At 45.9% G+C, this 25,863-nt stretch carries 24 protein-coding genes; 9 read left to right on the top strand and 15 right to left on the bottom strand.

Features of this window, described 5'->3' with window-relative positions; all coding sequences use genetic code 11:
- Positions 1-132: 132 nt before the first annotated feature.
- The 6 genes from arsJ to rhtB all read right to left on the bottom strand — a co-directional run bounded on the left by arsJ (position 133) and on the right by rhtB (position 5,512).
- On the bottom strand, positions 133-1,350 hold the full coding sequence (arsJ, locus tag R7P64_RS22480; protein WP_017636081.1) for an organoarsenical effux MFS transporter ArsJ: 1,218 nt from the start codon (positions 1,348-1,350) through the stop codon (positions 133-135).
- A gap of 254 nt (positions 1,351-1,604) precedes the next feature.
- Positions 1,605-2,099, bottom strand: coding sequence for a cyclin-dependent kinase inhibitor 3 family protein (locus R7P64_RS22475; RefSeq protein WP_005383629.1), 495 nt, complete (start codon positions 2,097-2,099; stop codon positions 1,605-1,607).
- A gap of 13 nt (positions 2,100-2,112) precedes the next feature.
- The gene (locus R7P64_RS22470; RefSeq protein ID WP_005383630.1) at positions 2,113-3,114 is read right to left on the bottom strand and encodes an ArsJ-associated glyceraldehyde-3-phosphate dehydrogenase; all 1,002 of its coding nucleotides are present in this window, start codon (positions 3,112-3,114) and stop codon (positions 2,113-2,115) included.
- Between the two features lie 42 nt (positions 3,115-3,156).
- The gene (locus R7P64_RS22465; protein WP_005378730.1) at positions 3,157-3,492 is read right to left on the bottom strand and encodes a metalloregulator ArsR/SmtB family transcription factor; all 336 of its coding nucleotides are present in this window, start codon (positions 3,490-3,492) and stop codon (positions 3,157-3,159) included.
- A 154-nt stretch (positions 3,493-3,646) separates the two neighbouring features.
- Positions 3,647-4,870 (bottom strand): EAL and HDOD domain-containing protein, encoded by a 1,224-nt coding sequence (locus tag R7P64_RS22460; RefSeq protein WP_053304474.1) that lies wholly within the window; start codon positions 4,868-4,870, stop codon positions 3,647-3,649.
- Positions 4,871-4,894: 24 nt separating this feature from the next.
- The gene (gene rhtB / locus R7P64_RS22455) at positions 4,895-5,512 is read right to left on the bottom strand and encodes a homoserine/homoserine lactone efflux protein (RefSeq protein ID WP_054729573.1); all 618 of its coding nucleotides are present in this window, start codon (positions 5,510-5,512) and stop codon (positions 4,895-4,897) included.
- 65 nt (positions 5,513-5,577) lie between these two features.
- Between rhtB and R7P64_RS22450 the strand changes: the two genes are divergently transcribed.
- Both R7P64_RS22450 and R7P64_RS22445 read left to right on the top strand, forming a co-directional pair.
- Entirely contained in the window at positions 5,578-6,588 is a 1,011-nt protein-coding gene (locus R7P64_RS22450) for an alpha/beta fold hydrolase (RefSeq protein WP_213973545.1), read from the top strand.
- A 244-nt stretch (positions 6,589-6,832) separates the two neighbouring features.
- A complete protein-coding gene (locus R7P64_RS22445; RefSeq protein ID WP_213973546.1) occupies positions 6,833-7,657 on the top strand; it encodes a Cof-type HAD-IIB family hydrolase in 825 nt (274 codons plus the stop codon).
- A 50-nt stretch (positions 7,658-7,707) separates the two neighbouring features.
- Here R7P64_RS22445 and R7P64_RS22440 read toward each other — a convergent pair whose 3' ends face one another.
- The gene (locus R7P64_RS22440; protein ID WP_047103997.1) at positions 7,708-8,178 is read right to left on the bottom strand and encodes an EVE domain-containing protein; all 471 of its coding nucleotides are present in this window, start codon (positions 8,176-8,178) and stop codon (positions 7,708-7,710) included.
- A 47-nt stretch (positions 8,179-8,225) separates the two neighbouring features.
- On the opposite strand from R7P64_RS22440, the gene R7P64_RS22435 reads away from it, so the two are divergent.
- Both R7P64_RS22435 and R7P64_RS22430 read left to right on the top strand, forming a co-directional pair.
- Positions 8,226-9,776, top strand: coding sequence for a COG3650 family protein (locus tag R7P64_RS22435; RefSeq protein WP_213973547.1), 1,551 nt, complete (start codon positions 8,226-8,228; stop codon positions 9,774-9,776).
- On the top strand, positions 9,776-10,372 hold the full coding sequence (locus tag R7P64_RS22430) for a tRNA-uridine aminocarboxypropyltransferase (RefSeq protein ID WP_031780839.1): 597 nt from the start codon (positions 9,776-9,778) through the stop codon (positions 10,370-10,372). The genes R7P64_RS22435 and R7P64_RS22430 overlap by 1 nt, the downstream gene beginning before the upstream one ends.
- 82 nt (positions 10,373-10,454) lie before the next feature.
- Here R7P64_RS22430 and R7P64_RS22425 read toward each other — a convergent pair whose 3' ends face one another.
- From R7P64_RS22425 to lptM, 7 genes are all read right to left on the bottom strand, one after another.
- Positions 10,455-12,941, bottom strand: a complete 2,487-nt coding sequence (locus R7P64_RS22425; protein ID WP_318119251.1) for an EAL domain-containing protein — start codon at positions 12,939-12,941, stop codon at positions 10,455-10,457.
- A 138-nt stretch (positions 12,942-13,079) separates the two neighbouring features.
- The gene (yigB, locus tag R7P64_RS22420; protein WP_053350826.1) at positions 13,080-13,796 is read right to left on the bottom strand and encodes a 5-amino-6-(5-phospho-D-ribitylamino)uracil phosphatase YigB; all 717 of its coding nucleotides are present in this window, start codon (positions 13,794-13,796) and stop codon (positions 13,080-13,082) included.
- 8 nt (positions 13,797-13,804) lie between these two features.
- Positions 13,805-14,737 (bottom strand): tyrosine recombinase XerC, encoded by a 933-nt coding sequence (gene xerC, locus R7P64_RS22415; protein ID WP_182039483.1) that lies wholly within the window; start codon positions 14,735-14,737, stop codon positions 13,805-13,807.
- Positions 14,703-15,434, bottom strand: coding sequence for a DUF484 family protein (locus tag R7P64_RS22410; protein WP_017636089.1), 732 nt, complete (start codon positions 15,432-15,434; stop codon positions 14,703-14,705). Before R7P64_RS22410 ends, xerC begins: the two co-directional genes overlap by 35 nt.
- The gene (dapF, locus tag R7P64_RS22405; RefSeq protein WP_005383396.1) at positions 15,428-16,258 is read right to left on the bottom strand and encodes a diaminopimelate epimerase; all 831 of its coding nucleotides are present in this window, start codon (positions 16,256-16,258) and stop codon (positions 15,428-15,430) included. Before dapF ends, R7P64_RS22410 begins: the two co-directional genes overlap by 7 nt.
- Positions 16,259-16,268: 10 nt before the next feature.
- Complete coding sequence (gene lysA, locus R7P64_RS22400; protein WP_033907276.1) at positions 16,269-17,522, bottom strand: diaminopimelate decarboxylase; 1,254 nt, start codon at positions 17,520-17,522, stop codon at positions 16,269-16,271.
- A 61-nt stretch (positions 17,523-17,583) separates the two neighbouring features.
- Entirely contained in the window at positions 17,584-17,700 is a 117-nt protein-coding gene (gene lptM, locus R7P64_RS24855; protein WP_005378746.1) for an LPS translocon maturation chaperone LptM, read from the bottom strand.
- A gap of 74 nt (positions 17,701-17,774) precedes the next feature.
- On the opposite strand from lptM, the gene cyaY reads away from it, so the two are divergent.
- Entirely contained in the window at positions 17,775-18,089 is a 315-nt protein-coding gene (gene cyaY / locus R7P64_RS22390) for an iron donor protein CyaY (protein WP_005383391.1), read from the top strand.
- A gap of 69 nt (positions 18,090-18,158) precedes the next feature.
- On the opposite strand, the gene R7P64_RS22385 is transcribed toward cyaY, so the two are convergent.
- Complete coding sequence (locus R7P64_RS22385; protein ID WP_213867412.1) at positions 18,159-20,687, bottom strand: class I adenylate cyclase; 2,529 nt, start codon at positions 20,685-20,687, stop codon at positions 18,159-18,161.
- 346 nt (positions 20,688-21,033) lie between these two features.
- Here R7P64_RS22385 and hemC point away from each other — a divergent pair, with 346 nt between their 5' ends.
- Genes hemC through R7P64_RS22365 form a run of 4 tightly spaced genes read left to right on the top strand, consistent with a single transcriptional unit; the run spans position 21,034 to position 25,113 of the window.
- A complete protein-coding gene (hemC, locus tag R7P64_RS22380) occupies positions 21,034-21,972 on the top strand; it encodes a hydroxymethylbilane synthase (protein ID WP_005383388.1) in 939 nt (312 codons plus the stop codon).
- 2 nt (positions 21,973-21,974) lie between these two features.
- A complete protein-coding gene (locus R7P64_RS22375) occupies positions 21,975-22,703 on the top strand; it encodes a uroporphyrinogen-III synthase (RefSeq protein WP_005383386.1) in 729 nt (242 codons plus the stop codon).
- A 17-nt stretch (positions 22,704-22,720) separates the two neighbouring features.
- Complete coding sequence (locus tag R7P64_RS22370) at positions 22,721-23,932, top strand: uroporphyrinogen-III C-methyltransferase (protein ID WP_005378751.1); 1,212 nt, start codon at positions 22,721-22,723, stop codon at positions 23,930-23,932.
- Entirely contained in the window at positions 23,932-25,113 is a 1,182-nt protein-coding gene (locus R7P64_RS22365) for a heme biosynthesis protein HemY (protein WP_017635979.1), read from the top strand. Before R7P64_RS22370 ends, R7P64_RS22365 begins: the two co-directional genes overlap by 1 nt.
- Positions 25,114-25,863 lie beyond the last annotated feature (750 nt).

The following is a 25,863-nucleotide window of genomic DNA, read 5'->3' as shown; positions in this document are numbered from 1 at the left end:
AAACCAAGCATCAGTATTCACTCTCGATGCCAAACCGACACAATCTGATTACAGCAAACGGCGCATAAGAAACAAAAATGGCTCCGATTTGGAGCCATTTATACCATCTACAGATAGCGATACTGGGGATAGTTACGCAGTAGCAACATCAGCTTTTGGCAACTTAATTGAAATCAGCGTCGTCAGTGCCAAGAAAGCAAAAGAAACCCATAAGCACGCTGCAAGACCAGCCTCTTGGTAGATCCAACCCGATAATACCGTGCCAATCAAGCGTCCCATCGCATTGGCCATGTAGTAAAAACCAACATCCAACGAGACGCCATCGCCTTTAGCGTAGCTCACTATCAAGTACGAGTGAAGCGAAGAGTTAATGGCAAACACAGCGCCAAAAATCATCAAACCTACCACAATCACCAATTCAGGCTGCCAACCGATTTGCACACCATAAGCAATACCAGCCGTAATTAACGCTAGGACTCCTGCCCACACCAATGCTGCACTACCATCAGGCACACGACCTTGCGCTTTGCCAGTAATACGCGGCGCAAAGCCTTGCACAAACCCATAAGCAATGACCCACGTAGCGAGAAAGCTACCAACCCACAAGTGATCCCAGCCAAACACGCTACCAAGATAAATAGGCAGAGCAACGACAAACCACACATCACGAGCACCAAACAAGAACATGCGTGCTGCGGATAAAATGTTTATCGATTCAGACTTGGAGAATATTTGGCGAAACTTAGGTTTACTCTTAGCTTTACCCATGTCCGCTTCTAGCCAGATCATGCTGCAAACAAACACTAATGTAAGTACACCCGCCATAATAAACATCGAGTTTTGAAAACCCACCCAAGATAGCAGCAAGCCACCAACAAAAAAGCCCGCTCCTTTGAGTGCATTCTTCGAGCCAGTTAAAATCGCTACCCATTTGTAGAGCGCCCCTTGCTGCTCGTCTGGTACTAGCGTTTTAATCGCGCTCTTAGCACTCATTTTGTTCAGATCTTTGGCAATCCCCGACAGAGCTTGCGCTGCCATCACCCAAGGAATGGTCAGCCATGCATTTGGTACTGCGAGCATCAACAACGCAAACACTTGCATCGCTAAACCAATGTTCATGGTTTTATTAAGGCCTAACCTTGCGCCCAGCCAACCACCAACCAGGTTTGTCACCACACCAAAAAATTCATAGAAAAGGAACAGTGAGGCAATAGCTAACGTGGAATAACCTAAGTCATGAAAATAGAGCACCACTAGCATACGCAGTGCGCCATCGGTCACCGTAAAGTTCCAATAGTTAAACGTCACTAACATGTACTGACGAATACTTTTGCTTAATTGAGAAATCATATTGACCTCATATGTACAGCGATAGAAGCATTTAGATCATCATGTTCTAAATACTTCCTAACCTGTACAGCAACATTGACCAATACAATGTTACTGTGATTTTCAAAAAATGCCCCAACATCAATAAAGAGAAAAATACACTTTAAAAACAATTGATTAGTTAATATTAATGGCATTTTTTGTAAACAGTCGTATCCTGAAGAAGCTCGAATTTAGCTTTTGGATCATGATGAACCAAAAGCTATTTAAGCTGATCAAGCGTCTTGAGCCACACGTTCGATGTACTCAACTTGCACAGGTTTTGTAAATGCACCAGGGCGCAATGCCTGCACTTCTCGCACGATATCTTCTAACTGCCATTCCTTTTCTAGGAGTAGGTGAGCAGCGAACAAACCTGTGCGCCCCGAACCACCCATGCAATGCATCGCAACTTTGCCACCTTGAGCAAGAATCGCGTGCAGTTCCGGACTGGCTTGTTGCCACTTCGTCGCAAATTCTTCATTTGGTGCGCAGTCGTCTTCAATCTCGATCTGGAACCATTTCATACCCAGTTGCTGAGTGGCTTCACCCAATGCAGAGACATTCTTCGCGGCTAATTCACTATCATCTAATGCAGTAACGACCGCTTGAACACCCTGCTCTTTCAACTGTTCTAACGACGCATGCAAATCGACACCTTTCGTTCCTGGGCACGGTGTTAAGATTAAAGCACCGGAGTCCAAATCTAATTGCCATGTAGGATGAGACATTGTGACCCCCTTTTTAAGCCAAACCAACGTTACGAACCAGCTCTGCTGTGCGCGTTGCATAACCCATTTCGTTATCGTACCAAGCGTAAATCTTAACCATACGAGAACCCACAACCATGGTTGATTGCGCATCAACGATGGTTGAACGTTGGTCGCCTTTATAATCGATAGAAACTAAAGGACGCTCTTCGAAGCCAAGGATGCCTTTCAAATCACCTTCAGATGCTTCTTTTAACAGTGCATTCACTTCTTCTGCTGTGGTATCACGCTTCACATCAAAAATGATGTCTGTTAACGATGCGTTTGCTAGAGGTACGCGAACCGCATGACCATTAATTTTGTCTTTTAATTCTGGGAAAATTTCGACAATCGCCTTCGCGCTACCCGTCGTAGTCGGGATAAGGCTCATGCCGCATGCTCTTGCACGGCGTAGATCTTTGTGTGGCGCATCTAAAATAGTTTGCGTATTCGTCAGGTCGTGAATGGTCGTAAAAGAAGATTGTTCGATACCCAATTTCTCATGAATGACTTTAACTACAGGTGCGATACAGTTAGTCGTACACGAAGCTGCTGTCACGATACGATGTTTTTCAGGGTCGAAAATATGGTCGTTCACGCCCACCACAATGTTCGCGATACCTTCTTCTTTCACAGGTGCGCTTACCACGACACGTTTCACGCCTTGCTCTAGGTATTTATTTAGGAATGATGTTTTGCGATGTACGCCTGTCGCTTCAATCACAACATCACAATCAGACCAGTTCACCGCATCGATATCGCGTTGTTGAGTCGTGGCGACACGCTTGCCGTTGATGACGAGCTCACTGCCTTCGACCTGAACTCCATGATGCCAACGACCTTGCACTGAATCGAATTCTAATAAGTGACCAAGCGTAGCTGCGTCACCTGCGACATCGTTGATTAACACAAACTCCAATTCTGGCCAATCAAATGCCGCTCGCAGCGCTAAGCGACCAATTCGGCCAAAGCCATTAATTCCTACTTTAATTGTCATAGTTTTACCCTCTAATCTTCTACCTTGAATCTCTATTCGCTGTTAACAGCAAGCCTCACGACTTTTATCGTGTAAGCGTGTGATGTCGTCTTGGTATTCCTGCTTCAAACAGTTTGATGCCACTAAGTCTTCAATTAACTTTCGCATCCAACCTGGTAATTGCTGTGATAACTCGTAATACACCCATTGTCCTTGGCGTTTATCCACCAAGATGCCACTGGATCGTAACTGAGCAAGATGACGAGAAACTTTCGGCTGGCTCTCTTGTAGAGCAAACGCCAAATCACCAACGCAAGTTTCACCTTCACGGGCCACGAGCATTAAACAACGTACGCGTGTTTCATCGGATAACAGCTTAAAAAACTGATGTGGAAGCATAATGAACATACCTATATATGGATATGCGTATATGTTTATTTAATTAAGATATATCGTCAAGAGGAAACCGTCCATCGTCATAAAAGTTTCACATCTAACGAACAGCTTGATTGTAAAGAGAGAGATTCAAAGAGATAAAAGATAAAACCAGAAATTATGCAGTCGCGATGCTTTGACTCCAGCGAACCGCTTCACCTAAGGAGAGCTTCACTTCCTCTAAAGGCAACCCCAATTGCATCGTGATTTTTTCAACCCCTGACCAATCGGCACGCTCGTAGCACTCTTCGAGGGAAATAAGTGCACCATAAACCCCTTTGCGATGTAATAGCGCTTGTTGTACTGAATGACTAAGCGGTAACTGCCTAACTAAAGATTCCACCGAAAGATCCAACAGCGCATCTAGAATCGACAGCAAACCAACCATGAAACCTTGTTCGTTGAGATGAGAGAATGGCTGATAGCGCGACATCAATTGGCAAAATTGAGCTCGTTGCAATGAAAGGTGATACAGCTCTCGAGGCTTGTTACTGGAGATATACGATGCCACAACCAAAGAGACAAACTGCTTAAGGTTATCCTGGCCAAGATAAATCAATGCCTGACGAAAAGAGCTGATTTCGACAGCCAAATTCGGCGCTTGCGTATTTACAAAACGCAATAATTTATATGACAACGCGACATCTTGCGTAATGATGGACTCGATACGAGTAAAGTCAGGCTCAGGAGCACAAACTTCACGAAACAGTTGCAATGCCAACACTTGCTCAGGACTGACGTATTTAGTCTGCGAGACGAGTGGCTTGCTAAAAAAATAACCTTGGAAAAATTTAAAGCCAGCCGCTTTCGCTTGCTCAAACTCTTCTGCGGTTTCAACACGTTCTGCTAAAAAGTGGTATTTGACGCGTTTGGCAAGGTGTGTTTTGACCAGTTCACAGGCCTTTTCGAGCCCCATCGCCATAATGTCGAGCTTCACAATATGCACATATGGCAAAAAACGACGCCATTCTGGTGTTAGGGTGAAGTCATCCAAAGCGATCAAGTAACCTTCTCGATAAAACTCACGAATCGCATCAAGAAGCTCATCCGTAGGTTGGCACGTTTCCAACACTTCGATGACAATTTTGTTTTTCGGCAAACTGCGCGGCAAACGTCGCACCAAGCTTTGATGAGGAAAGTTAATAAAGCATCTTGAAGAGGCAATCACTGGGTTAGTGCCCAGTGATAGGAAGTTTTCGACGATCAGTCGGTATGTCGCTCGATTTGAATCAATATGTGAAGGGTATGCGTTACTCTCCCCGTCTCGAAACAACAATTCATAACCCAGCGTCTGTCTTTTTCGATTAAAGATCGGCTGGCGAGCGACATACGTTGTATTCATGCTAAAGAAGGACCTATAAATGGCTTATGACTTTGCAGCTGCTAATAATGCACCACAACCCATGAACATTGAACCGAATACTTTGTTTATTTTTCCCATGATTTTATCGGAGCGAATAAAGCGTCCCATTTGTGCTGCCAAGCTCGTGTAACCCAACATTACACACGCATCAATCACGACCGTAGTGACGCCAAGCACCAACAGTTGCGTGATTTGGTCTTTTGCCGGGTCAATAAACTGCGGGAACAACGCCACCAGAAAAACAATCGATTTAGGGTTGGTGAGGTTAATCAACACTGCCTTGTACAACAGCGCCGTGCCTGACATCTCGTTGTGGTTTTCAGCTGCGACTAAGCTTGATGTGTCGCGCCATTTCTGAACCCCCAGCCAAACCAGATAAGCGGCACCAACCCATTTAATGACAGAAAATGCGGTTGCTGACTGCGCGACAAGCGCACCAATACCCGCCCCCACCAGCGCGATGTGGATAACTAAACCAATTTGTAAGCCAATAATGGCACCCAGTGATTTACGGGTACCGTAACTCAAACCATTACTGATTGAGTTCACCGTGCCAGAGCCCGGAGCCAAACTAAAAACGATTGCTGTTACTACATAAGCTAACCAGACATGGGTATCCATTGCATTTCCTCACTAATTCTTCGATGATACATCGCGTAAACAACGTATCTTCAGGTAATCAACTAATGGCGACTAACCATTCACCTTTGACTTATACTCAAGAGACATTATTTGAGCAAGCAATTGGTGGTCCGATCGCAGCACTTTGGCAAACTCGCCAAGAGGGCTTTGTTAAAGGGACTGAGAAAAAGAACATTTACTGGTGCAAGCTAACCAACCCAGAGCATAAAAAAGCCGTGCTCATCGTAAATGGACGCATTGAGTCTTCCTGGAAATACCAAGAGCTGTTTTACGATCTCTACCGCCAAGGTTTCGATGTCTATTCCTTTGACCACCGCGGACAAGGTTTATCAGATCGTTTATTATCTGACTCAGATATGGGCCACGTCTATGACTTTACTGATTATATTGATGATATGGACATCGTCGTAAAAAAACACGACCTTAGCGAATATCAACAATGCTTCATCATCGCGCACTCTATGGGCGGCGCGATCGCCACACGTTACCTGCAAACTCACCCAGAACACCCTTTTACTGGTTTGATTCTAAGTGCGCCCATGTTTGGCATTAACCTGCCATGGTACCTATCACCAATAGCGATTCCGGTCACACAAATTATGTCAGCGGTATCGACTTTGCCACGCTATGCACCAGGACATCAGGCCTACTTCCCTAAGCCCTTTGAAGATAACCCACTTAGCCAAAGTTACGGCCGCTACCAATGGTTCCGAAACCTATATACGGAAAAACCGGAACTGCAAGTCGGTGGGCCAAGCACTCGCTGGGTTTGGCAAGGGCTCATGGCCGCTAAGCAGTGCTTTTTATTAACTCGCCAAGTCAAAATACCAGTCATCCTAATCCAAGCCGGAAACGATCGGATTGTTAGCAATCTCGCGCAAAAGCGTTTTATTGATAAATTGCGGAAAACCAACCCGCACGCGGAGCTGCTTTCTATCGAAGGCGCACAGCATGAAATCTTGTTCGAGACCGACAAGTATCGTAATCAAGCGCTCGATGCGATTTTCCGCTTTATGAATAACCCTAAATCGCCATCAAACGAACAAGCACAATAAGAACTCTAGGCGACCATTTCACGACTAAGATTAAAGAGGAAATGTCTACACATCGATTTACCCTCTTTTTCATCCTCATTTTGGCGTACACTGCTTGAACTTGGCTACTTTGACACAGTGTTTAACCGCATAGTGCTACGGGCCCAAGTTCCCCCGCATTCGGAGCAGTACGATCTAGTCAGTCTGCTGTACTCCGTTTGCAATTCACCTGTTCCACACTATCCAAACCGTTTACGAGGACTTCATGAGCACATCGCTACCTTGCAAAGAGATCACCAAAATCGTTGCCTCTGATCTGGATGGCACGTTACTCGCACCAAACCATCAGCTCAGTGCTTACTCAAAAGAGACGCTAAAAGCGCTGCATGAAAAGGGTTATACCTTTGTCTTTGCAACCGGCCGTCACCACGTAGACGTTGCGAGCATCCGTCGCCAAGTTGGCATTCCAGCTTATATGATCACGTCGAATGGTGCCCGAGTGCATGACCAGGAAGATCAGCTAATGTACAGCGAGAATGTCCCTGCGGAACTGGTACAAGGCGTGATCGACACGATCAAACATGATCAAGAAATACTTATTCACATGTATCAAAATGATAGCTGGTTGATGAACAAGGATGATGAAACGTTACGTGACTTCCACGATGAATTCACTTACGTCTTATTTGATGAAGACCACGCCCCAACTGACGGTATTGCGAAAGTTTTCTTCACGCATCCAGGAGAAGACCACGAGCGTTTGGTCGTATTTGAAAACAAACTACGTGAGCAGTTTGGTGATAAGCTGAACATCGCATTTTCAACGCCTTGGTGTTTGGAAGTAATGAGCGCTGGCGTGTCTAAAGGTCATGCTCTTGAAGCGGTAGCGAAAAAACTCGACCTCACGTTAGAAAACTGCGTAACATTTGGTGATGGCATGAATGACGTAGAAATGCTGTCGATGGCAGGTAAAGGGCTAGTTATGGGTACATCACACGAAAAAGTGATGAAAGCTCTACCAAATAATGAAGTAATTGGCAGCAATGCAGAAGATGCGGTTGCACACTACCTACAAGAACACTTGCTGTAAGCTTCAATACTCCAAATAATGAAGGGCTGCACATTCGCAGCCCTTCTCTTTTATCGCTGACTTGGCAGCTTCTCTTTGCCAAGAATCGCGTCCCATTCTTCTTCTGTCACGGGCATAATCGACAAGCGATTTCCACGTTTCACCAACGGCATGTTCTCAAGTTCTGGCATCGCTTTCATCACCGACAACGGAATCACTCGCGCCGTTTTACGTACAAACTCTACATCCACCATAATCCAACGCGGGTTGTCTGGGTCTGACTTTGGATCGTAATAATCGCTTTCGGGATCGAATTGGAAATGATCGGGATAGGCTTCTCTCACAACCTTAGCAATACCTGCCACGCCAACATGTTTACAAGAAGAGTGGTAAATCAGGACTAAATCGCCCAGCTTCACTTGGTCACGCATCATATTGCGCGCCTGATAATTACGAACTCCCTCCCAACATGAAACCTTTTGGGTTCGAAGCGTGTCAATAGAAAAGGTATCTGGTTCAGTTTTAAATAACCAATATGCCATAATGCCATCCGATGCCGATTGAGTAACAATAATGAGGAAGATATAACATGAAGGCTTTGAAAAACCCAGTGGCGCTTGCCACCCTGCTGGTTCTGCAAGCATGTAGTTCACAGTCGCCACAATCTGGTGCCGCTGACCCAACCTCTCCACCAGCAACCTTAGATAAGCCTGAAACCATTCAACCTCAAACTTTTATGCTGCGCGGAAAAGTGATCGTCGGTCACGAGAGCCAATACATCATGCCTTGTGGCAGCGACAAGCAATATTGGTTGCAACTATCACCACAACAAATGCAACGAGCAATTCAGTTAAATAACGAGCCTTACCAGACTATGTATGGAGAGGTTATCGGCCACCTCAACCCACCGGGCATCGATGGGTTTTCTGCTGATTTCGATGCTAACTTTGTCGTGGAACAAGTGAACTTCCTCACAACGGAAAACCCAAACCGTTGTCAGCAACCAAACAAACCAACTCGCGTGTTTGGTAATGAGCCTTCTTGGTCGGCAAGCTTTGAGGCTAATGGACTAACATTCCAGCAAATCGGCAAACAAACCACAAAATTAGCGATTAACAGCAGTCAGCTTCAACCTCGCCAGCGCACTTATCAACTACAAGATGGTGAGCTTCGCTTAACAGAAAACCTCTGCTCAGACACAATGAGCGATTCTTTGTATGGCTGGAAAGCAACACTAAAACATGAAGGCGAGACGTATCAAGGTTGTGGTATGGCTGCAAACGTCGATGCAACGCTTGGCTGGGCTAATACCTATGTCGCGACCTCAACTCAATCACAAGGTTTTGAAGTACAAATGACCTTAAACCCAGACCATAGCGCCACAACAAAATACCGTTACGCCAATGGACAAGCACCATTAATCGAGCGTGGTTACTGGCAACAGTTAAGTCCGTCTCAGGTTCAAGTTGTCATGACGCATCATCAACAGCAAAGGCTAATGTCAGAGCGACTGTTTACTCGAGAAGGCAATCAGCTCAAAGCGACCAAAGAAAAAGTCGGTAACTTGGTATACCTAATCGCCGATGGTGGTTTAGTCCTTTATCCTGCCACCGTTCGTGATGAAGGCATCATGCAACCAGCCGAAAAACGCACCAACAACCCCATCGGTAGTGCTGACGTCCCTTCTAGTGCAGAGTTTGATTCAAAAGTAGATGCCGCGGTGCGCAACTACTTCTTTATCCATCAAACCACCCCCAACAATAACCAATACCGTTGGCTAACTTACGATCTCAACAGCGATGGTAACGAAGAGCTATTGGTACAGTTGGATTGGTGTGGTTCCGGAGGCTGTACATTGCTGATATTTGAACATCACGAAAAGGAATGGCGATTTAATAGCCGCATTACACTAGTGCAAAGCCCGATTATGCTCGGCCAACAAACCTCTCATGGTTGGCGAGATCTGATTTTTAATGTCAGCGGTGGCGGAGCTAAAGCGGCTCCACACGTGATGCAATACACTGGGGTTAGCTACCCACTCAACCCAAGCATGGCGCCAACGGCAACGCCGAACCAAGTCAGTGGCGTGCGTCTGTTCTCTGATGGGATAAGCCCGGTGCGAGAAGGAGTTCGTCTGTAATGTCACAACCGTGTCCAACCTGCGGTTTTCAATTCAATTGTATGTGCTCGCTAATGCCGAAACTTAACAGTGAGCACAACATCCTGCTGTTAATGCATCCGAATGAACTGAAGCGTGATACTAATACCGGCCAGCTACTAGAGCAGTGCCAACTCAGCATTGAGCGAGTAATCTGGGATCGCAAACAGCCACCAGCAGAATTGCTCACTCTATTAGCTGATCCGTCGCGGTATCCGGTGTTGCTCTTCCCCTGTGAAGAAAGTATCACACTCGAACATGTGGTACTCCAAAGCCAGCAACAAACCAAAACTCCGCTGTTTATTATTTTAGATGCCACCTGGCAAGAGGCGCGCAAGATGATCAATAAGAGCCGTTGGTTAGAAGGTATCCCTACTATGGGATTGTCTGCGTCGGCGGACTCACAATATCAGCTGCGACGCAACCAACAACAAGGTAATTTGTGTACGTTTGAAGTCGCTGCACATTTGCTCGGGCAACTTGGAGAACAAAACAACCAACAACAAATGCAGCGCTTTTTTGCCCATTACCTCGCTCTGTTCCAAGCTGAAAAGAGTGGACACGCTCTTAAGCGTTAACCATTAAGCTCAGTAGAAGAACCAAACAAAAAACGCAGCCTACGCTGCGTTTTTACGACAAGAAGTTTCACGTGAAACATCATTAAAACAGTCGAGTCGGCTCGCCAAGATAGTAACCCTGCAAATAATCCACCCCCATGTCTTGTGCAATGGTGCACACCTCCTGATTGTGGACGAACTCCGCCACCGTCTCCGCGTTAAACACCTGGCACAAACGCACCAACTGGGAAGCGATCTTGCGCTGTTTTAAGTCTTTATCAATATCACGAATCAAGCTGCCATCGAGCTTTATGACTTCTGGCTCCAACTTTAGGATTTCATCGATATTCGAATAGCCGGACCCAAAGTCATCAACAATGATACGCGCCCCTAAGCTTCTAAAATGACTGCACACTTCTATCATTCGGCCGTAGTCTTTGATCTGCTCAGATTCCAGCACTTCTAAACCAATTCGCCTTGGGTCATTTAGCTGGCTAATTTCATGCTCTAAAAGCATTAAAGTTTTATCACTGAGCAAATCTTGCGGCGATAAGTTTATAGAAAAGTCACCTTGCTTATCTCGCATGTAATGCAACGTAGAATGAATCATGTGCCGACTTAATCGAGTGTAAAGATGCGTATCAGAGATAATTGGCAGAAAACGCCCTGGCGCAATCACCGTTCCATCGGCTTCCAGAATACGAACCAAACATTCTTGGCTTGCTAATTTGTGGCTACCCGCATGCACAATAGGTTGGCTATAAGTGATGATATTCTGTTTGAGAATGGCTCTACTGACGCAACTTAGCCATCCAAGTTGCTCTTTACGCACATCCTCACTGACTTCAATATCTTTCGCATTACAGATATGAGTATTACTGCGTACACCGGAGCGCCTCGCTTCGATGCCTTTGAGTAAGAGCTCATCTACTGAAGCGGATGGAAAGTCTCGACGACTCACTAAGCCGCCGCATAGCGAGATAGAAAGATAATCTATTTCACGTAGGCCAATTGGCTCAAAATTAGTTTGTTCTACCGCGTCAGCAAAACGCGTAAAGTGCTGTTTGATGGTTTCGCTGCTTTGGTCAGCTTTAAATATGAATGCCCATTCACCAACCCCAATACTATAAAGCTGTAAAGCCGTTGGCATGCCAAAACGCTTTCGTAGTCGATTCGTAAAGTGCATTGAGAGATCTTTGAGTAATTGATCTCCCACTCGGTAGCCGTATTTTTCGTTGATATGACTAAAGTTAAGTAGCTTTAGAGTCAACAAATGCTCATCCAAATCGATGTTACTCAGCCGCTCTTGCAATGCGACCCGGTTTTGTAATCCCGTGCGACTGTCGCGTCGATAGCTTTCTTGTAACTTGCGCGTTTGGCGATCGAGTTGATACCCCATATGCGCGTTCATATGGTTGAGATCGCCGATCGCATTTCGAATCAAGCTAAACAGCGGTGAAATAGAGGAGCTAACGGGCGACTTAGGCAAGTTCAATGTTTGCACTTCGTCTCCCTCTCGCATCGCTAAATACGTCAGGCTGTGATGAAGAATTTCGGGCTGACCAATACCACCATGCAGTTCCCCCATACAGTAACTACCAAACGTCGTCGCAATATCTTTGAAGGCTTGGACTTCGTCGCTGCTGTCAATAAAGTCTAACCGTGACGCGCAGTTAAAAATCATAACGACTTCAGGTTGGTGCATGGCTAACTCAACCACACCATGCCGCACTTGCTCGAGCGTTAACGAGGGATGGTTATAGCAAAATTGCACTTCGTCACCAAGACACCAGGGCCTGTCGAAGCTCATACTGCCATCAGCGTGTAGCTCCGTTACCGTACAAACTTCCTTTCGCCCTAAGCTTTCTCGATACAAAGGAAAGCTGAGCAGTTGACTCAGCGTCACGTCATGGCCATCCGCCAAGTAACGCTTGTATACTTCCAGCGCTTTCTTCTCACCTAAACAATACAAGCGCGTTCCTTTTGCATGAGTGACTTTGTGTGGCATGCCAATCGGGTTCCATTCCGAATACGCATTAGTCCATAGCTTCAAAGTATCACTGTGCAAAGCTACGGCAACCACAGCGTTATCGTAAACTCGGTTTTGATATAGCACCCAGCAGCCATCATCAATACTCTGCGCCAACCCTCCAGAAATCACTACTTCTTCACTGGCGAAGGTTTGAAACAAGGGATAGTCACGTCGTTCAATTTGCACAGCAAAGCTGAGGATCACCTGTGAATTATGCTGCATTAGAAGAGAGCGCTTGAGCTCCCCGCCATCAATGTCAGGGGAGTAAGAGTATGTTTGTACCGCAGAAGTCAGCGTGGTTTGCTCAAATTCAATCACACTCACTAGGCAACCAGAGGTAAATATCTCCCCTTCCAGAATCACATTACGCGTACTATGCCCCATAACATGAGCATTCGGCAGCGACGACAAAACGGCGTCTGCAAGTGTGGTCGTAATTTCGCGCGATTGCGTCGACAATATTTGTACTAAATATTGTTTATCTGAGGAAGTCGGAAAAGTGACTAAAAAGTCATTCAGTTGACTGACATCGTGAACCAGTTTTGAAAAAGCTCGCATGGACCTACCACTGCCGTAACACTATCTTCACCACGACGTGTGGCGTTACTATTTTTATTTAATAGAGAATAATTTACGTGGCTTTGCGCTGCTTTTCTAGACACAAAATGAGATTAGAATGGATTAATGCGAAAGCAATTAAAAAAGTGTGAGTAACGGCTGCAAACTATTGATTTCAATATCAGGTAAAGTACGTGTTTTTGAATGGTTAATGACATTTTTATTCATATCATTAAACCAACAGGCTGCAAAACCAGCCAACTTTGCACCATGCACATCCGTGGTTAGATGATCACCGACATGCAGAATATTCTCCGCAGGAATATCCAAGAATCGCTTCGCTTTAGTAAACATATCGGTTGCGGGTTTCGCCAATCCATCTGGTCCTGCTTTAAGTACCTGTTGGAAATAAGGCGTAAGACCGATGCGGTCTAAATCCACATTACCGTTGGTGATTGCCACCAACGGGATGTGCTGCGCGAGTTCCTCCAATACATCGAGGCTTTGCTGCGGCACTTCAAAACGGTTACGCCAGTCCAACGCAACGTCTACTGCGGCTTTCGCGGCGGCATGTGCTGCGTCTTCGTCGTAGCCTACTTGGGAGAAGGCTTGCTGAAGTTGCACTAAACGCCATAAAGTGACATCGCTCTTCAGCTCGGGTTGTTGCTGCACAACACGCTGCTTGAGAGCAAACCAATCCGCTTTGTTCATATGAGCAACCGCTGGATGATGGTGCTTGAGCCAAGATAGCAACTCACGCTCCATGCGAACGATCACAGGATAGTTGTCATAGAGGGTATCATCTAGGTCAAAGGTCATTGCCTTAATAGGCTCGATACGGCGATAAAATTTCATACTTCGGCTCACTCCCCGTTCTTTTTACGTGCGCGTGGGTGGGCTTGGTCGTAGGCTTGCGCCAAATGTTGGAAATCCAAGTGCGTGTAGATTTGGGTCGTCGAAATGTTCTCGTGCCCTAAAAGCTCCTGCACCGCACGTAAGTTATTGCTTGATTCGAGCATATGTGTCGCAAATGAGTGACGCAATTTATGCGGACTAATATGGCTTGCGACAGACTGTTTCTGCCCCCATTCAGCCATGCGCTTTTGCACGCTACGATGCGAAATACGCGTTCCAAGCTTAGATACAAACAAGGCGGGCTCACCTGGAGCGGCTAAATCACCACGAACGCGTAACCATTTCCCGACCCACTCGGTTGCCATCCCAGAGAACGGCACTTTACGTTCTTTATCGCCTTTACCAATAACACGAAGCTCACCACTACGCAGTTGTACGTCACGTACATCCACACCCACCAGTTCAGCCAAACGTAAGCCGGCGCCATACATCAGCTCCATCATGGCGCGATCGCGCACAGCCAGCGGGTCGTCCTCGTTGACTTCAAGTAATTGGCTCACTTCGTCAACATCGAGGTTTTTGGGCAACGGGCGTTTTTTGCGAGGTGCTGAAACCCCTTTGGCTGGGTTAGCCGACATCTCGCCACGCAGAATAAGGAAATCGAAAAAGCTACGCAGCGATGAGAGGCGCGTTGCCAAACTGCTGGCTTTCATGCCTTCTCGCATGCCCTTACCTGCTAATTGGCGCACCCAACCAGCATCCACTTGAGACCAATCTTTGAGCCCCATTTCAGCTAAGTGCTGCGCCATTGTTTCTAGCTGCTGTTTGTAATTGCGCTGAGTATGTAGGCTAAGCCCCTTTTCGCTTCGTAAGAATTCATAGAAGCGCTCAAGAGGCTTTTGCAGACTATTTGGCAGAGGAATGTTGGGAGTTGTCGTCATCGTAACTTTGCCATACCAGTGTTTGAGCGAGATGTGCCACTACTAATGATAGGTGACGCAAAAACAAGGTATCCATATCTGGCTGAAAATGGCCGCCATCTTCACTAGAAAAAGCAAGCACGCCCAGTGTTTGCTGTTTCACTAGCGGCAGTACCACATAGGACCCCATTTCCGGCACTTCCATGTTGCCAAACAAAGCTTCACGATCCACTTTGCGAAGACGTCCTAAGTACGCATCTTTGCCATTTAAGTGAGTGGTCGCAAAGCGTTGATAACTTTCCTTACTCAATTGAATCGATGCGTCGCATTGACTAAACAATCGAACAAACGCACGTAAGCCCAATGCTTTGGCTTTATCTTCGATAGAATGAATGACTTGTTTAAAGTCACCACACTTTAGAATCTGCCCCTGCAAATCCATAAATTCGTAAAAGGTGCGATCATTGTTCGCCGCAAGCGACATTAGTGTAGTGATCTCTTCCTCTAACTCTTCAATGCGCTGACGTTGGCGATTCATTTGGATGTGTACCAAAGATACCGCGCCTAAGTCTGAGTGTGGGAAAGATAAACGATCCACAAGCTCCGGACGTTGCACAAAAAAGTCTGGATGATCTTTGAGGTACTCGGCCACTACTTCAGCCGTTAAGGCATCTGCTTCTACTTGAGACAAACCGTTTCCTTTTTCTTCAACTAGCAAGATAATTGACCATCAAATACATGCGTTGTAGGACCGGTCATAAACAACGGCTTGCCAGGACCTTGCCATGCAATTCGCAATTCACCACCAGGTAGAGAAACCTTAACGTTTTCATCCAACAAACCCTGCAGAATCCCAACCGCGACTGCCGCGCATGCACCACTACCACAAGCTTGTGTCTCTCCTGCGCCTCGCTCGTAAACTCGAAGACGAATATGGTCACGACTCACCACCTGCATAAAGCCAGCGTTGACGCGCTCTGGGAAACGCTCATGCGACTCAAGCAGCGGACCGAGAGTTTCCACTTCTGCCGTATCCACATCGTCGACCACGGTCACTACGTGCGGGTTACCCATGCTCACAGCACCACAAAACAAGGTATTGTCGCCTGCTCGCATGATGTAAGTTTTCTCTTTTTGCTTCGCTTTGAAAGGAATTTTGTTCGGTTCAAACTCTGGCACGCCCATGTTGACCGTCACTTCCCCATCATCTTCGATGTTGAGAATCATCTTTCCTTTCTTGGTGCTCACGCTGATGCTGTATTTATTGGTCAGCCCCTTCAAGCGAACAAAGCGGGCAAAACAGCGTGCACCGTTACCACACTGTTCAACTTCACTTCCATCGGCATTAAAAATCCGATAATGGAAGTCGGTTTCAGGGTCGTAAGGGGCCTCTACCACAAGCAATTGGTCAAAACCAACGCCAGTATGACGATCCGCCAAGCGGCGGATCAGGTCTTGCGAGAAAAACACGTTCTGGGTAATACAGTCGACGACCATGAAGTCGTTGCCCAAACCGTGCATTTTGGAAAAGTGGAAATGCATTTGTTGTGTGTTACTCCGGTAGAATCTGTTCCAGCTGCCACAAACTGGTCAGCTCCTCACGCTGGCGAACTAAGTGGCTTTGTTTACCGTCCACCATCACTTCTGCTGCTCGGGTACGAGTATTGTAGTTCGAAGACATCACAAAACCATAGGCACCTGCTGAACGAACCGCGAGTAGATCACCTTCTTGCAAAACGAGTGCGCGATCTTTACCCAAGAAGTCGCCGGTTTCACAAATAGGACCAACCAAGTCGTAAGTCTGAGCTTCACCCTTTCGCGGTGAAACTGGCACAATATCTTGCCATGCTTGGTATAGCGCAGGACGCATCAAGTCGTTCATTGCAGCGTCGATAATCGCAAAGTTTTTATGCTCAGTATGTTTTAAAAACTCAACACGCGTTAGCAAGATACCTGCGTTCGCAGCAATTGCACGGCCTGGCTCAAAGATCAGCTCCAAGTCTTGGTGATTTTCAAGACGGCCTAGTAACGCTTTGGCGTAATCAGAAGGCTGAGGTGGTAATTCATCACGATAGACCACACCCAAACCGCCGCCGACATCAAGGTGACGAATGTTAATGCCTTGTGCTTTTAAATCATCAATCAGAGCTAATAAACGGTCTGTCGCGTCGATAAATGGGTCTATATTGGTCAGCTGAGAACCAATGTGGCAGTCGATGCCTTGCACATTCAAGTTCGGCAGGCTTTGCGCGAATTTATAAACATCTGGCGCACGATCAAACGCAATGCCGAATTTATTGTCGCGAAGACCAGTCGAAATGTAAGGGTGTGTTTTCGCGTCGACATCTGGATTGATACGAAGAGAAATTGGTGCAATCACACCAAGCTCACCCGCAACCTTGTTCAAACGTTCTAGCTCTGGCTCAGATTCAACGTTGAAACATTTGATACCTAGCTCAAGAGCGCGCTTCATCTCTGCCGATGTTTTACCAACACCAGAGAAAACGACTTTTTTCGGATCACCGCCTGCGGCAATCACACGCTCAAGTTCACCACCCGACACGATGTCAAAACCCGATCCCAAACGCGCTAGCGTGTTCAATACGCCTAAGTTTGAGTTGGCTTTCACCGCGTAGCAAACTAGGTGAGGATGCTGACCCACAGCACTATCAAACGCCTTCCAATGGCGCTCTAGCGTGGCTCGAGAATATACGTAAAGAGGAGTGCCATATTGCTCTGCAAGAGCTTGAAGTGGGACGTCTTCGGCCCAAAGCTGGCCATCATCCTGATAGTTGAAGTAATCCAAAATTCGCTTCCCTTATTTTATTCGACTGCTGAACCCTAATTTCACCCTAAGGTGCGGTTATTTATTGTGATTGCTCATTCTGTTGAGTGTCATCTGGAATGTATAGTGAGCCAGACTGACCACACCCCGCTAAGGTCGCGGCAACCATCACAAACAACACAGTAACTAATTTTTTCATTTCGCATATCGTGATTATTGAATCAATGCCCCCTATAATCGCACCACACTCAGGAAAAGCAATAGGATAGACGGATGAACGATACTGAATTTCATCAACTGGTGGATGCGCAGATGCAAATCATCGAAGAATCCATCGATGATTCAGGCGCAGACATTGATTACGAAGTCACTGGCAACGTAATGACATTGGAATTTGAAGACCGCAGCCAAATCATCATTAATCGCCAAGAGCCGATGCATGAGATCTGGCTAGCGTCCAAATCTGGTGGTTTCCACTTCAAGCTTATTGAAGGTAAATGGACCTGCTCAAAAACGGGTATGGAGCTATTTGAAATGGTGAAGCAAGAGTGTGAAAAGCACGCAGGCGAAGCCATTGACTGGGCATAATTCTGGTCAATCGTCACCAAAACAAAAAGAGCACCGAAGTGCTCTTTTTGTTTATTGATACGGGTTTAATTACGCATTCACAGTTTTGGTCGGGCGACTCGGTGAACAACCGTCATTACGGTAAGGAATGATATACGCATTCCCCTCTTCAGGGTGAATAATTTGATAGTACTGAGGCAGGTTAAAGTTAATAAACTTAGACGCGACGCGACTATCGTCTTTTACCGACGTGTAGAAGCTGTTTACAGACGAAATCATTTCATCTTTGGAGCCACTAAATTGGTGATACACTTCCACTTGATTTGACTCATCCAAAACATAAATATTGAAGCCATCTTCGTTATCTTCAAAGAAGAACTGCACCAGACCTTCACTGGCAAACCCATCCACCGCTTCCGGCATTTGATATTCTTGCTCACGATCGAGCATTAACAGCGGCGAGCCTTTGAGTTTGTTAGTAGAAATGCTGCGGTAGAAATCGATGGAATTTTCTAGCTTCTGCACCGACACACCACGACGTTCAAAGAACAACCCATAAGTCTGGTTACCAAGACGCATCGCTTTAAAGCGGCGGCGTTTCTCTTGCTCTACTGGTTTCAAGCGTAAGTCGATACATTCAGCTAAAAGCTGGTAAACCATATTGCGCATCACACCACGCATATTCTTCGCATAGCAGAACACATCCACTGATTCTGGTGGCAACGCATCTTGGTGCATTTTGCCCAAAATGGTTTTCAGTGCATCCAGCATCGCCGTTTCCCCTTTGAAATGCAGCGTACGCACTTCATGCCAAGAGTTACGGTAAACAAGGTCAACACTGCCGACTAAATTTTTATGTTCTGGACCAAAGCTAAAAATATCGGTGTTCTTAACATCCACTTTCAACGAACGACCAGAAAGTTCAGACGTCGGATCATTTTCGAAGTTGATGAACATCGCAAGCTGGCTTATTTCACAAGGACTCGCTAGCGCCTGCATAGATGGACGACGCTTACGCAACGCAAAAGTATTTCGTAAGTCACTCACCATTTGGTAAAACTTATCAATATCTAGCTGCGCTTCACGTACCACAGCATGTAAACGAGTCGATTCAGTGATCAAGCCATTGAAGAATGCCCAAGCAACCAACTTACTCAAGTATTCATGATGCTCTAGATATGGTTGCCCCAAAATGCGGTGCGCAATAAGCGGTTGTTTATAGAGGTACCAACCAGACTTGTTCACTCCCCCTTTTTTCACTTCGATAAAGCTCAAGTCAGGCTCGTGCAGATCAGGTGAAATCTGTGGGTTTAGTAACGTTACTTTGCCCGGCAATACTTCAAAAGCAGCGTAGAGTTTACGGGCCAAAATACTGATGTCTTGCGGACTGATAGCAGAAGTGATGTCGTTACGACGCGCAAATTGAATCAAGTTACGGTAGCTTTGCATCAACGCATCCAGCAATGCATGATGTACCACCTTTACTTGTTCAACCTTCCAATTACGGCGGTCATCGAGCTCTGCAACGACATTGGCATCCCAATTCCATTTTGCAATCATATCGCTCAGCGCTTCACGACGCCAAGCTACTGAGCCAACATTCGGCTCACGAGATAATTTTTCATGGGTTTTGAGATAGAAACAGCGACGCACCAAATCCAAACGTGTATCGTCTTGAATTCGCTCTAAGTAACGGGTTACTTTTTCCAACATTAAGTAGTACGCATCCATGCCATAGAGATCAGGCTCATGGGCAAAGAAACGACGTTTAGTGTCGATGCTTAACAATTGAGTATGCGGGTATTCCCACGAGTAAGCTTCTAGCAAGATGGCTTTTAATACCGATTTGTAGGGAGAGTCGATGCTTTTGTATAACTGCCACAAGTTCGATCCGAAGTATTCTTCAGCAGGAATGCAGTTCAATTTACCAAAGTCGATCCATTCACTACAGTCGATGTAACCATCACTGCAAAGTTGAGAAACGTACTCGTCGTAACACTCTTCCATTTCTGGCGGCACGATTTGCCATAACAAACGCTGTCCGGCGATACGCACCGCACTACGATAGAATTCATCTAGCAAAAGTAAGTGCTGAGATGAACCACAGTTATCACCTGTCATCTCCTCAGAATGATTGCTTCTAAAGCGCTCTTTATCCATTAAGAAAAAGTTCGCTTCCACGCCTTTGCTTTGTGCCCAATCCGTGATGAGTAGGCATTTATTGGTCAATAACTCGCGTTCGTCACAATCCATCTCTGGTGAGATACACACCCAAATATCCAAATCACTGGAAGTACTTTGACCAATCGAGGAGGTACTGCCCATGGTGTACAAACCCAATATAGCGGGCTTTTCTACCGTCTTGAGCGGCTGACCAATGGCAAGTTGAATATCATCTATGAATTGTTGCTGAATGCTATTTAGTTCAAGCCCATGTACACCAAACGGGACATCGGCATCATAATAGCCAGGAATTACAGGATGGTTGTAGTTCAACAAGGCAGGAATCAAATGGAAGACTTGCTGGCTTTGAGAATCCATAAGCGCCAGCGCGCGATCAACTCGCTGCTGATTCAAATTATCTAGTCGCTGGATGATTTTTTGGGTGTAAGCCTGCAAGGGGAATTCCTTGGTTGAACAATCACGAAAATCTGCTGACGTTTTAAACCAAAATGGCTTAAAAACGTGATCAATTTAACACTTTTATTGGTGCGGGTAAAGCTTCACGCCCGCGTATCACTCTGGATACAAAACCATACTTTAGTCACAAAATTAATCGCGCGGTAGTGTCGCTCTTATTACCTATTACTAATAATAGTCCTTAGTCTAATTGAGAATCCAGTCACACTATTTTCATAACGTCATGTAATTCCATTCATAGCCTTCAGAGATAACGAACTAACAGTAAGCATTTCTTGATGAGAATGGTAGGATAAACCCAAATCCAAACAGCATTGAGAAGATCATGACACAATCCACACCGATTCGCATTGCAACTCGAAAAAGCCCTCTTGCTTTATGGCAAGCTTACTTTGTTAAAGACGCCCTTCAAGCCGCTCACCCTGGCTTGGAAGTCGAGTTAGTAACCATGGTGACCAAAGGTGACGTGATTTTAGATACACCACTAGCAAAAGTTGGCGGCAAAGGCTTGTTCGTAAAAGAGCTTGAAATCGCGATGCTAGAAGGACGTGCAGACCTCGCCGTTCACTCAATGAAAGACGTACCCGTCGATTTCCCAGAAGGCCTTGGCCTCGTGACCATTTGTGAGCGTGAAGATCCTCGTGATGCCTTCGTCTCTAATACCTATAGCCACATTGATGAGCTCCCTCAAGGTGCCGTGGTTGGTACTTGCAGTTTGCGCCGTCAATGCCAACTGAAAGAATATCGTCCGGACATCATCATCAAAGAGCTTCGCGGTAATGTGGGCACTCGCCTTGGTAAGTTAGATGCGGGTGAGTATGATGCAATCATTCTTGCTGCGGCAGGCCTTAAACGATTGAAGCTTGAAGAGCGCATTCGTAGCTTTATCGAACCAGAGCAATCACTACCAGCGGTAGGGCAAGGTGCTGTCGGTATTGAGTGCCGCCTTGACGATGAAAGACTGCTTAAGCTGCTTGAGCCACTTAACCACCAAGACACCGTAGACCGCGTTTTGTGTGAGCGCGCAATGAACCTTACGCTAGAAGGCGGCTGTCAGGTACCTATCGGCAGCTATGCCCTGCTAGACGGCGACAACATTTGGCTACGCGCATTAGTTGGCGAACCAGATGGCAGCGAAATTGTGCGTGGTGAAATTCGTGGCCATCGTAAAGACGGCGAAGCATTAGGAGTGCAGCTAGCCAATGAGCTGCTAGATAACGGCGCTCGTGAAATCCTAACTAAGCTGTACGCAGATCACGAATAACCATGGCAGTGTTGGTCACTCGGCCGGGAGAGCAAGGCAACGCGCTTTGCTCTCTGCTCGAAAGGCACGGCATTTCCGCATATCACCATCCTCTGATCGACATTGTCGCCGATCTCACGGACACGCACCTCTCTAAACATCTACATCAAGCTCAAATTGTTATCGCTGTTAGTCGACATGCAGTGCAATGTGCACAGCAAATCTTAGCCAGCAACGGGATGTCATGGCCGAAACAAGCTATTTACCTTGCCGTTGGTCAAAAAACAGCACACTATTTAAGCAAATGTACCCAACAGAAAGTACACTATCCCCAAGTCAGTGATAGTGAACACTTATTGCGACTGCCAGAGCTCAACAATGTGGCACAACAACAAGTTCTTATCCTTCGTGGTAACGGCGGAAGAGAGCTGATCAAAGATGCATTGGTGAGGCGTGGCGCAAAAGTTCACTATAGTGAGACTTACAAGAGAGAATTCATCCCATTCGATCCAGTAAGCTGTATCTCACTATGGAAAAACCTACAAATTAACCAGATTATCGTCACCAGTGGTGAACAACTGGATTATTTGTGCAGCCAATTGACGTCGGAGCAATTGACTTGGCTTAATCAACAAGAGTTGTATATCCCCAGTCAGCGTATCGCTGACATCGCAATTCAAAGGGGGTTCACTCGCGTGAGATGCACGGGAAGCGCATCCAACCAAGAATTACTGGCGGCTCTCCAGCCCTAGCTACACAGGATATAGGCATGACAAGTAAAAATAACGACCAAAAAAATAACGATAAAAACCTTTCCGAAGAAACCTCATCGGCACCGCTAGTCGAAAAAACCACATCGCAGCAGGATGCGGACCTTAAAAAAGAGCAACCACAAGCGGCCGAGCCCCCAAAAACAGCAGAGCCAACCAAAGTCGAGTTTGAAGAAAAACAAGGTAAACGTGGTGTCAAACTAGGCACGGTCGCTATCATCTTATCGATTATTTTTGGCGGTGGCCTCGCGTACAAGCTGCATCAACAGCAAGCCGATTACCAAGCGCAGATCGCCCAACTAAAAAGTCAGCTAGAAAGCACTCAAGCTTCCATGAAGCAAGAACTCAGCCGGGTACAAGAAGAAACCATCGAGAAAGCAACAACCGTGACACACAAAGCGGAAGTGGTACTTGGACAGCAACAGAAGAGCATTGAAAGCTTACAGCTCGCCGTTGCCGATGTGAAAGGTCGTCGACCAAACGACTGGCTATTGGCGGAAGCCGATTACCTTGTCAAATTAGCTGGTCGTAAATTGTTCTTAGAGCACGATGTAGAAAGCGCGACTCAACTGATGGAAAGTGCAGACCAACGCATTGCAGCACTGAATGACCCTAGCCTCGTCAAACTACGTAAAGCAATGGCGAACGATATCACCAAACTTCGCACGATCCCGCTAATTGACCGTGATGGATTGGTACTACGCTTAACTGCCCTACAACAGCAAGTAGACAAGCTCCCTCTCGCCAATGCACTGCTACCTGAAGCTGAAGCCGTAGAAAACACTGAAGTGTCTGAAGATATCGCAAACTGGCAAGATAACTTAATGACCTCTTTGAAGGACTTTTCAGAAAACTTCATTACCTTCCGCACGCGCGATGGTAACGTCATTCCACTGCTTTCTCCTGAGCAACACTTTTACCTGAAAGAAAACATCAAAGCCAAATTGGAAACGGCAATAAAAGCGGTGTACCAAGAACAAGGTGAAATTTACACCACATCTCTAAAAACAGCCGACAAATGGGCATTAGCTTTCTTCAACCAAGACGATAATTCCGTTAAAGAGTTCAACAAAACGGTTAACCTGCTAAGTCAGCAAAATATTCAAGTGGAATACCCAACAAAACTGCAAAGTCAGTCTCAACTATCAGATGTCATCCGTGAACGCCTACGTCGTGAAGTCACAACGATGACAGGCATGGAGGATAAGTAATGTTTCGTCTTATTTTCCTATTTGTTGTACTAGGCGCAGGACTATTTGTTGGCACCCAGTTTTCTGGTCAGCAAGGCTATGTACTCATCTCCATTGCCGAGAAAACGATCGAGATGAGCGTAACGACATTAGTGGTTTTCGTTATCGCTGCACTCGCAGGCCTTTTTCTGCTTGAGTACCTGATTAAGAAGTTAGTTTATGCTAGTTCTACAACATGGAACTACTTCAGTGTTCGCAAAATGCGCCATTCCCGCCGATACACCAATGAAGGCATTATTAAACTTCTAGAAGGTGACTGGAAAGGTGCTGAGAAGAAAGTAACTCGCTGGGCAAATCATCACGATATGCCGCTGCTTTGCTACTTGGTTGCGTCTGAAGCCGCACAAGGCCAAGGTGATAAAGCAAAACGAGATCACTATCTAGAGCTAGCGAGCCAACAAGAGAACGCCCATCTCGCAGTAGAACTGACTCGAGCGAAACAATTTATCCGCGACAACGAGTTCGAGTCCGCTTTCGATACCTTGCAATCGTTAAAAAGTCAGTATGCGAGTAACTCTATTGTATTGAACTTGCTGAAAACAACGTACATGCAGCTAAAGTTGTGGCAACCTCTTATTGACCTCTTGCCACAACTAACCAAAGCAAAACTCATCACGGAAGAAGAACATGCAGAGCTGATTCAAAAGGCGCAGTGCGGCTTACTCCATGAAGTAGCGCAACAACAAGGTAGCGAAGGGCTTATCTCTCATTGGAATAGTCTCTCACGTAAAGTGAAACAAGACACAAACCTCGTTGCCTGTTTTGCTCGAGAACTCATCACACGAAAAGCTGATGCAGAAGCCTTTACCGTGCTAAAAGAAGCATTAAAAAAACAACCTGCCCCAGAGCTTTATCAACTTCTGCCAGATCTAAACCTGCCAGATACCCACCCTGTCGTGGTCTTCTTAGAGGGAGTAGTGAAGAAAGAACCGGATAACGCCGCTGCCCATAGCGCATTAGCGCACTTCTATTTCCGTCAAGAGAAGTGGCAAGAAGCCCAGGATCACTTTGAGATCGCCTTAAAGCTTCGCTCTGACGTCTCTGACTATGCATTCCTAGCAGACACACTAGAGAAGCAAAATCTAACCAAAGCTGCTCACGAAGTCTCTCGTAAAGCTCTCACGCTCGTCCAGAATGACTAACTTAAGATGACCTAACTAAGCCGACAGCTTACCTGTCGGCTTTTTTATTGCCTGCTATTAACCCTTTAGTCCTTACATCAATATGTTTATCAAATTCATTGGTTCCCAAGTAATTTCCAACTTCCTAGCAACTCACTATCGCTTCACTTTCACTCTTCTCTTTTGACTACTCTGATCCTGTCATTCCAGCAGAATCCAAAACAATTTTAAAAGATGCAGGAATACGTAACTTTAGCCTGTAGAAGTATGGTTTTAAGACGTAGCTAGATTTAGGCAATAGAGCACACGCATCGCTCGACTGAGCAAAACAAAAAGACACATCAGTGAAACAGTGGCTATTTGAGTATGCTTATTTGTTCGGTCTATCCAGTAAAAGGGGCTAGAGAAGCAATGGTAGTGCTTTAAGAGAACGATAAGGCAATAAATGGTTCAACACCTTAACAAAGCATCTCCAACAACCTTATCGGGACAGCATGCAGTGATGAGGATGAACAGCTTTAGAGGCAACTGCACTTCTTAGCAAAAATCAAAACGTCACAACCAATACCGATACCAATATTACTTTGTCGAAAAGTAGATCGCATATGGAATTGATTTTTGGCAAGCATAGATAGAGTAATAAAGATGTGCGGAAATGAAAAAAGCCTCGCTATTTCTAGCGAGGCTTCTTAATAGTGGCGGAGAGATAGGGATTTGAACCCTAGATACGCTATTAACGTATGCCGGTTTTCAAGACCGGTGCTTTCAACC

This window comes from Vibrio sp. 2304 (genome assembly GCF_033339475.1).
GTDB classification, from domain to species: Bacteria; Pseudomonadota; Gammaproteobacteria; order Enterobacterales; family Vibrionaceae; genus Vibrio; species Vibrio alginolyticus.
This window is presented reverse-complemented; position numbering and strand designations above follow the sequence as displayed.